Genomic DNA, 8,752 nt, shown 5'->3' with positions numbered 1-8,752 from the left:
TTGAGGTATCATGGGTATAACGCTTTGCAGTAACAAAGAGAGTCGAAATGTCCGATTATAAAAAACCAAGTTTAGATGAGTTACGTTCAACGCTTAATAAAATACAATTCAATGTAACTCAGGAAGAGGGCACTGAACCCGCTTTTAATAATCAATATTGGGATAATAATGTGCCGGGTATTTATGTTGATATTGTTTCCGGTGAGGCACTTTTTAGTTCATTAGATAAATTCGATTCGCACTGTGGTTGGCCGAGTTTTACACAACCGATTGCCGGTAAGTTATTAACAGAGAAAACAGATACAAAACTATTTGCGACACGTACCGAAGTGCGTAGTTCAGTTGCAGATTCCCATTTAGGACATCTGTTTGAAGATGGGCCTGCTCCAGCAGGAGTGCGCTACTGTATTAACTCCGCAGCACTGCGCTTTATTCCTGTTGAGCAGATGGCCGAGTCGGGCTATCAATCGTTATTGTCTCTTTTTGAGCAGTAAACCATTAATAGTAACTTTTTGTTCTTGCTGTACGAATAGTGTTTTTTGCCGATAATCTCGGGAACCGTTTGCGAGTCAACAAGGACAAAACCAAGTTGTGAATAGAAGGATTGCAGATGCGCGTAGGGAAAACAGTAAATGGATTGTGTCTGTACAAGCAATATTTTATTAATAAGAAGCGAGGCATAACCTTTTCCTCTGTGTTTCGGATCGCAAGCTACCCCCGTTAGCAGCAGTTGCTCGTCGAGTGTTTTTAACTTAGCGCAGCAGATCACCTCTTTATCTTTAAGAATAAATACCGCTTCATCTTTGCTGGCCAGCCCTTTTTTATAAACCCGTTTATAAAACTGATTTATTAAAGGAAGTTTAAGCTTTTCCAGTTCAATAAATTGTAAATCAGACGGCTGCAAAACATCCCCTTTATTATTTTTTGTTTCATGATGCTGTTAAGGTAAACTAATTGCTCGATTAATACAGGGCACCATGATGATTGAAACTAATAGCTCGCTCAAGGCATTTAATACTTTTTCTATCGACGCTAGGACAAAGACGTTATTTCATTTTAAGGATCTTAAGCAGTTACCTGAGTTATTAGCTTTGCTAAAAACAGTTCGGGCAGAAAAGCGACCTGTACTTATTTTAGGTGCGGGCAGCAATATTTTATTCTGCGAAGATTTCTCCGGCTTGGTTATTAAGGTTGAATTATCTGGTGTTGAAATTATTGAGTCGCAAGATAATTATCTTTTACAAGTTGCTGCGGGTGAAAACTGGCATCAATTAGTGACTGACTGCATTGAGAAAGGCATTGATGGCCTGGAAAATCTGGCATTAATTCCCGGTGTGGTTGGCGCAGCGCCAGTACAAAACATCGGCGCCTATGGTACTGAATTTAAAGACTTCTGTCAGGCAGTTGAATATGTTGATTTAAATACAGGTGAATTCTTTAATTTAAACGCGCCACAATGTTTATTTGCTTATCGTGATAGCATTTTTAAAAGTAAAGGGATGCAAAATGCTTTAATCACTAAAGTGACATTAAAGTTACCTAAAAAGCGGCAAACACACAGCCGTTACGGATTATTGCAGAAATTAGATGCAGCAGAAAAAGTGACAGCAAAACAGATTTATCATTCTGTTTGTCAAATCCGCAGTGAAAAATTACCCGATCCTGATTTGTTAGGTAACGCCGGCAGCTTTTTTAAAAATCCAGTGGTTAATAAACAACAAGCTGATGATTTGCTTGATTTATATCCGGATATGCCTAATTATCCACAAGCGGATGGTAATATTAAACTGGCAGCGGGCTGGTTGATTGAGCAAGCAAACTTAAAAGGTAAAAAGCTGGGTGGTGCGGCTGTGCATCAACAGCAGGCATTAGTCTTAATCAATCAAAAAAATGCAACAGCCGCGGATATTATTCAGTTAGCTGAGTTAGTGCGTGCCACTGTCGAAGATAAGTTTAATGTCAGTTTGGAGCATGAAGTGCGTTTTATTGACAGTAAAGGTGAAACCAACTTAAAACAGGTGATCAAACATGTCAGAGCTTAATGAACAGGGTAATGTCCTGTTAACTTTATTAGCCGATGGCGAGTTTCACTCTGGAGAGAAGATTGGCGAGTTACTCGGCGTTTCGCGCACCTCTGTTAATAACTATATAAAGGCATTGCAGGAGATAGGTTTAGATATTTACAAAGTAACAGGTAAAGGTTATCGCAGTGCGGTGCCCATTGACCTTTTAAATGCAGATAAAATTAAACAGCTCAGTAAAAATAAAATGGTACACGTTGAACAGATTTTAGATTCAACCAATCAGTGGTTACTCGATCGCATCCCTAATTTGCAAAACGGACAAAGCTGTATAAGTGAATATCAGTTAGCAGGAAGAGGGCGACGAGGACGAACTTGGATTTCCCCTTTTGCGTCCCACCTGTATTTCTCCTTTTACTGGCGCTTTGATTCCGGCATAGATAAAGTTTCCGGCCTCAGTTTATTGGTGGGTATCGCTACGGTCAATGCACTCGAGAAAGTGGGTGTTCAAGGTGTTTCCTTAAAGTGGCCCAATGATCTTTATTACCAAGGAAAAAAATTAGCAGGCATTTTAATTGAGTTAAATGCGCAAGCAACTGAAGCTTGTCATACTGTGATAGGCATAGGTATTAACGTACGTATGCCGCCTGAGCAGGCAAAGTTAATTGATCAACCGTGGATAGATTTACATCATTTAACCAGTGCATCTGTGGATCGTAACTTATTAAGCGCGACGTTAATTAATGAATTACAGACTTTATTACCACAATATGAACAAACAGGGCTGCAGCCCTATCTGTCCCGCTGGTTTGATTTGGACTGTTTTTTGAATAAAACCGTTAATTTATTAATAGCAGGTAAATCAAAGCAGGGGATTTGTAGAGGTATTAATGAAAGTGGAGCGCTTTTATTAGAGTGCGACGGACAGGTTGAAGCCTATATCGGTGGTGAAATTTCATTACGATTAGCTAAATTATAAAATAAAGTAACCACTATATTTTCAGAAAAGGGATATTGCTACTTTGTAAGCAAATGGGTGGGGAGCTAAATGCAGAATATGGACAGTGATTTTTACTGTTTCTGATGAATTAACCAACAAAACAGAGCTTGGTTGTTTTGTTTTTAAGCAAACAGTAACTAAATGCAATTTTTTTGCAAATAAAGACTTGCAAGGTTAATCCAACTTCTCTATTATTCGCAGCACTTAGACGGCGCCGACTTAGCTCAGTCGGTAGAGCAACTGACTTGTAATCAGTAGGTCACCAGTTCGATTCCGGTAGTCGGCACCATTTAAGTCCTGGAGGGGTTCCCGAGTGGCCAAAGGGAGCAGATTGTAAATCTGCCGCGTAAGCTTCGGTGGTTCGAATCCACCTCCCTCCACCATATTTACTTTCACAACGCCACATTGTGAAATGCAGAGTTTAAGACTTTGCCAGTAACTTACAATGCCATTGCATTGTTTTTTGCTATCTAGACTACAATTTAAAATTTTATGCGGGCATCGTATAATGGCTATTACTCCAGCCTTCCAAGCTGATAATGCGGGTTCGATTCCCGCTGCCCGCTCCAATTTTAAATTTTTTCTCCGCTAAAAACAAAATTCCAAATATTTATTTTATGTAATTAGTCACTACTCGTGTTTTTTAGCCTGCTTGTTTGTTTTTTTTGCGGACTAAAGTCCACGCCCCAAATATTAATGTCACAGCCTAATAATGCGCACTAAAGTCCGTGTCCCAAGCAGTAACGGCAACCAATGCACCATGCTTCACTCTGGTTTTCCACCCTTTGCTTTTCTTCTTCTTATGCATGTGTATAATCTTGCTCAAAAAAATAGCATTTAGTTTGTTGCGCTGTGAGGGAGTGTGTCTACACCTCCGGGCGGTAACGTGCCTAGATAGGTTTGCCATAAAAATGGTAGTCGTTGCAAACTACGAGAGTTAATAAAAAATTATATGCGTTCCCTTAGCTATTTTATCTATTTCTATACAAGACACGTATTAGAAGTGTTAGAATCCCGAAAATTTTATATTGTCATTAACATAAAAAGAATCTCATAATGTTTTATTTACATAAACTTGTATTACCACTTGCCTCAGTAATGCTTATTACAGGCTGTACCTTACCGGGCTCTAACCTGCCTTTAGCCGAGAAAAATGTTGTAAACATTGAACAAAATGAACAGATTCCGGTTGAACAAGTAAATGTATACCCTTTATCGCATTCTTTTGTCGCTAAGTACGGATATAATTATTCAATGGGTCAAGCGCAAACTAACAGTGCGTTAGATGCCGCTATGGCTTTATACGAATATAAAATAGGCCCTGGCGATATATTAAATATTACTATCTGGGATCACCCTGAATTAACCATACCTGCAGGCTCTTACCGTAGTGCCGAATCCTCAGGTAATTGGGTGCATGCTGATGGTCAAATATTTTATCCTTATATTGGTTTTGTAAAAGTAGCGAACAAAACTGTTGTTGAGATCCGCGAAAAATTGACCGTGCTGTTAAGTAAATATATTGAAGCTCCACAAGTGGATGTCAATATTGCCGCATTCCGTTCACAAAAAAGTTACGTAACAGGTGAGATAAAAAAGCCTGGCCAGCAAGCAATTACTAATATCCCATTAACTCTGCTCGATGCTATTAATAACGCCGGCGGCTTAACCGCTGATGCGGATTGGCGAAATGTGACGCTGACTCGAAATGGTGATGTACAAAATCTCTCTTTATATCAGTTGATGCAAAAAGGGGATTTGACTCAAAACCGTTTAATACAGAAGGGGGACATTATCCATGTGCCGCGTAACGATTCACAAAAAGTGTTTGTATTCGGTGATGTTAAAAATCCGGAAATGCTTAAAATTGATCGTTCAGGGATGACCTTGACGGAAGCATTAAGCAGTGTTGGCGGAATTAATGAGTTATCAGCCGATGCAACTGGCGTATTTGTTATTAGAAGCGGTGCCCGAGATGTTAAAAATGCGCCCTATTTGCAGGAAATTCGTGAAAAAAAACGCTCTTCAAACGCATCAAAAACAGAAGCCGTTGAACAGTCGGAAAGAGTTATCGCGAATATTTATCAGCTCGATATCAGTGATGCATCAGCTTTAGTGATTGGCACTGAATTTGTACTTGAACCTTATGATGTTGTATACGTAACTGCAGCACCAATCGAACGTTATAACCGCCTGATTAGACAATTAATGCCTACCATTGCTGGGTTTAATCAGTTAACTGAAGGTGCGCTGCGCATACATAACTGGAATTAAATATGTTTGATAAAATATTGGTGGTGTGTGTTGGTAATATTTGCCGCTCACCATCGGGTGAATTCCTGCTGAAAAGCTTACTGCCCAATAAAAAAATCGCATCGGCAGGTGTTGGCGCATTGGTTGGCAAGCCTGCCGATAAACTGGCTTGTTTAGTCGCACAAGAGCATGGAATAAGTTTAGATGGTCATCAGGCACAGCAATTAACCGCTGATTTATGTCGCGATTTTGATCTGATTTTAGTGATGGAGCAGGGGCATATCGGCGCGGTAACGGATATCGCGCCAGAAGCACGTGGTAAAACTATGTTATTAAGCCATTGGCTTGGTAAGCAGGATATTCCCGATCCATATCGACAAAGTAAGGAAGCTTTTGAACATGCTTATCAGTTGATTGAAAAATCAGCAGCAGCCTGGGCAAAGAAATTAGTTTAATCACGCAATAAATGTAACGAATCTCAACTGGAATATAATCAATAATTATGAGTAATAGCGCATTGAATAAAACGAGCTCGACAAAAAATAACTCGCAAAATGATGTGATCGATCTTGGTAAATTACTGGGGATGTTAATTGACAGCCGCTGGCTGATTATTAGTGTAACCACTATTTTCGCCGTACTGGGTATTGCCTATGCGTTATTAGCAACACCTATCTATAAAGCGGATGCCTTGCTGCAGGTTGAACAAAAAAGCAGCGGCATGTCGTCATTAGTCGGCGATATGGGTGATATGTTTTCCGGCGACTCTTCCGCTGCAACCGAAATTGAGATCATAAAATCGCGCATGATCTTAGGAAAAACGGTTGATAAACTGAATTTAACCACGCAAGTGCAAGCAAACAATTTACCTGTTATAGGGAAGGGGCTCGCGAGACTGCGAGGTCAAAAGCTGATTGTTGAGGTAAGCCGCTTTGAATTGCCTGCCTATGCTGATTCAACAGCATTTACATTAGTTATTGATAACAATGAAGCAGGCAGTTATTCGCTTTACGATAGCGAAGAGCGCAAGGTGCTTTCTGGCATTGCCGGTGAACTGGCTGAACAAAATGACTACCGTTTATTTGTGCTGCGTATTGATGCGGCTACCGGGGCTGAATTCTCACTAAGTAAACGCAGCAAATTAGATGCTATTCAGTGGCTGCAAAAAGGCTTGTCGGTCAGTGAACGCGGTAAAAAAACCGGTATCTTATCTCTCTCTTTTAGTGGTGAAGATAAACAGCAAATTGAAAAAATCATCAATAACGTCAGTCAAAATTACTTTTTGCAGAATGTGCAGCGTAATTCAGCGGAAGCAGAAAAAAGTCTGCAGTTTTTGCAGGAGCATCTGCCGAATATCAAAGTGAAATTGACTTCGGCTGAAGATATCTTAAACAGTTTCCGCCAAGAGAATGATTCGATTGATTTAGGGTTAGAAGCGCAATCGACCCTAAAAGTGATGGTTGAACTAGAGTCTCAGCTCAATGAGATCACCTTTAAAGAAAGCGAAGTGAGCCAACGTTTTACCAAAGACCACCCTGCTTATATCGCACTGCTTGATAAACGCAATACTTTACTCGGTAAGAAAGATGAGATAAATACTCAAATTAAAAAGCTACCCAAAACGCAGCGTGAAGTGTTACGTATGACGCGAGATGTGGAGGTTAACCAGCAAATCTATATTCAACTGCTTAATAAAGTGCAAGAATTAAGCGTATTGAAAGCAGGTACTGTGGGTAATGTACGCATTTTAGATATAGCGCAGTCCTACTCAAAACCAATCAAGCCGAAAAAGCCGTTAATTGTGGTGTTAGCTACCTTGTTAGGCGGCATGTTAGCGGTTGCCTTTGTATTACTGCGCGAGGCGTTTCACAAAGGGGTGGAAAACCCAGATGAGATTGAAGCGTTAGGCTTACCTGTTTATGCCAGTATCCCCAAATCAGATTGGCAGATGGGATTGGATAATAAACTTAAAAAAAGTAAACATAAAAAGAACGTTCCTTTACATGACACGCTGTTGGCGGAAGCTAATCCGGCAGACCTTTCGATTGAAGCCTTGCGCGGCCTGCGTACCAGCCTGCATTTCGCTATGATGGAAGCGAAAAATAATGTGGTGATGATTTCAGGCCCTTCGCCAAGCATAGGTAAATCATTTATCTCGGTTAACTTTGGAGCTGTACTTGCGAAAACAGGTCAGAAAGTGCTGGTTGTTGACGCTGATATGCGTAAAGGTTATATGCAGCGTTATTTCGGGCTGCAATGGGAAAATGGTTTGTCAGAATTACTCTCTGGTAAATTGCAAACAAAAGATGTGCTTAAAAACGCTGGTATTGAAAATCTCGATGTGATCACCCGTGGTCAGGTACCGCCTAACCCCTCTGAATTGCTGATGCATCCTCGCTTTGCTGAGTTTGTTGAGTGGGCGTCAAGCGAATATGACTTAGTATTGATCGATACTCCACCTGTATTAGCTGTAACCGATCCAAGTATCGTTGGCGCATTGGCTGGTACAACCTTAATGGTGGGCCGTTTCGGTCAGAATACCGTAAAAGAGATTGAAGTAGCGAAACACCGCTTTGAAATGGCGGGCATTGAAGTCAAAGGCTTTATCCTTAATGCGGTCGAGAAAAAAGCAAGCGGCACCTACGGTTACTATAACTACAGTTATCAATAGGGCGCGTGGGGCAAAAGCACGACAGTTTAGAATGTCTTTGTTGTGCTGAACGAATTGAACGGCAGTACTCTGCCATTCGGGCGCGGAGCGACAAATTTGTCAGGAACAAATTTGAACATTGGAGTTTACGACAATGACCTGAAAGGCGTAGGGCAGGACGCCCGAAGTCATTTGCGGCAGTTCAGTGTTATGAGCGGATAAGCTCTGCGCATCCTTTTTCAGCTCGCCTGTTTGGTTTTTCAAGCCGCACGCGAATTTAGCACCAGTTCCACATGTATTCAGCCCGCCTTGTTTACTTATTGAAGTGGTTTTGAAATAAATCCCAAAATCAATGATATCTTTATTGTTATTGACATAGAAGCTTCAGGTTTATCAACATACAGTTATCCAATTGAAATTGCTTGGCTAGATGAAAAAGGCAATAAAGATAGCTTTCTAATAACACCCTCGAAAAATTGCTTGTATTGGGATAACTATGCTGAAGATTGCATTCTTAAAATATCTAGAGATAAATGTCCCCAAAAGGCATCACTCCTTTACAAGCTGCAAATAGGTTGAATAATACGTTATCAGGCAAAACTTACCAAATTTCACATTCACTCACTAATAAATCCCTATTAAATAAAATGATGACGTTTTTTTCATAAAAAGCTGGCTCCTCCCTGTTTATGACCTTATAATGCGCAACAAATTTTGCTTTCATCATTACTAGGGGCCTGCACTCTAGTGGCGGTAGCGTGCCTGAAATGCATGTTTAGTGGTGAAATGTTTTTAATCTTTTTTTTAGTTTTTTAATCTTGTTGGACC

General features: G+C 40.4%; 7 protein-coding genes and 3 tRNA genes. 9 read left to right on the top strand and 1 reads right to left on the bottom strand.

Going from position 1 to position 8,752, the window contains the following annotated elements:
• Nucleotides 1–47: 47 nt before the first annotated feature.
• Nucleotides 48–494: a peptide-methionine (R)-S-oxide reductase MsrB gene (msrB, locus tag AC4GME_RS14615; RefSeq protein WP_490377689.1), complete on the top strand. Its 447-nt coding sequence runs from the start codon at nucleotides 48–50 to the stop codon at nucleotides 492–494.
• Here msrB and AC4GME_RS14610 read toward each other — a convergent pair.
• Nucleotides 464–904, bottom strand: a complete 441-nt coding sequence (locus AC4GME_RS14610; RefSeq protein WP_490377688.1) for a GNAT family N-acetyltransferase — start codon at nucleotides 902–904, stop codon at nucleotides 464–466. The genes msrB and AC4GME_RS14610 overlap by 31 nt on opposite strands.
• A gap of 73 nt (nucleotides 905–977) precedes the next feature.
• On the opposite strand from AC4GME_RS14610, the gene murB reads away from it, so the two are divergent.
• The 8 genes from murB to AC4GME_RS14570 all read left to right on the top strand — a co-directional run bounded on the left by murB (nucleotide 978) and on the right by AC4GME_RS14570 (nucleotide 7,945).
• Nucleotides 978–2,042: a UDP-N-acetylmuramate dehydrogenase gene (murB, locus tag AC4GME_RS14605; RefSeq protein WP_490379647.1), complete on the top strand. Its 1,065-nt coding sequence runs from the start codon at nucleotides 978–980 to the stop codon at nucleotides 2,040–2,042.
• Entirely contained in the window at nucleotides 2,029–3,000 is a 972-nt protein-coding gene (gene birA, locus AC4GME_RS14600; protein WP_490377686.1) for a bifunctional biotin--[acetyl-CoA-carboxylase] ligase/biotin operon repressor BirA, read from the top strand. The genes murB and birA overlap by 14 nt, the downstream gene beginning before the upstream one ends.
• A 234-nt stretch (nucleotides 3,001–3,234) precedes the next feature.
• Nucleotides 3,235–3,310 (top strand) — tRNA-Thr (locus AC4GME_RS14595).
• Between the two features lie 10 nt (nucleotides 3,311–3,320).
• Nucleotides 3,321–3,404, top strand: a tRNA-Tyr gene (locus AC4GME_RS14590).
• 111 nt (nucleotides 3,405–3,515) lie between these two features.
• Nucleotides 3,516–3,590 (top strand) — tRNA-Gly (locus AC4GME_RS14585).
• A gap of 487 nt (nucleotides 3,591–4,077) precedes the next feature.
• On the top strand, nucleotides 4,078–5,295 hold the full coding sequence (locus tag AC4GME_RS14580) for a polysaccharide export protein (protein ID WP_490377685.1): 1,218 nt from the start codon (nucleotides 4,078–4,080) through the stop codon (nucleotides 5,293–5,295).
• A 2-nt stretch (nucleotides 5,296–5,297) separates the two neighbouring features.
• On the top strand, nucleotides 5,298–5,729 hold the full coding sequence (locus tag AC4GME_RS14575; protein WP_490377684.1) for an arsenate reductase/protein-tyrosine-phosphatase family protein: 432 nt from the start codon (nucleotides 5,298–5,300) through the stop codon (nucleotides 5,727–5,729).
• 47 nt (nucleotides 5,730–5,776) lie between these two features.
• Nucleotides 5,777–7,945, top strand: coding sequence for a polysaccharide biosynthesis tyrosine autokinase (locus tag AC4GME_RS14570; protein WP_490377683.1), 2,169 nt, complete (start codon nucleotides 5,777–5,779; stop codon nucleotides 7,943–7,945).
• The last annotated feature ends 807 nt before the right edge of the window (nucleotides 7,946–8,752 follow it).

The organism is Psychromonas sp., assembly GCF_983033635.1.
This window is presented reverse-complemented; position numbering and strand designations above follow the sequence as displayed.

What these genes read in the sequence shown, in the direction of transcription:
- AC4GME_RS14570 (WP_490377683.1), top strand. Translation starts at nt 5,777, where the DNA reads ATGAGTAATAGCGCATTGAATAAAACGAGCTCGACAAAAAATAACTCG.
- birA (WP_490377686.1), top strand. Translation starts at nt 2,029, where the DNA reads ATGTCAGAGCTTAATGAACAGGGTAATGTCCTGTTAACTTTATTAGCC.
- murB (WP_490379647.1), top strand. Translation starts at nt 978, where the DNA reads ATGATGATTGAAACTAATAGCTCGCTCAAGGCATTTAATACTTTTTCT.
- AC4GME_RS14580 (WP_490377685.1), top strand. Translation starts at nt 4,078, where the DNA reads ATGTTTTATTTACATAAACTTGTATTACCACTTGCCTCAGTAATGCTT.
- msrB (WP_490377689.1), top strand. Translation starts at nt 48, where the DNA reads ATGTCCGATTATAAAAAACCAAGTTTAGATGAGTTACGTTCAACGCTT.
- AC4GME_RS14575 (WP_490377684.1), top strand. Translation starts at nt 5,298, where the DNA reads ATGTTTGATAAAATATTGGTGGTGTGTGTTGGTAATATTTGCCGCTCA.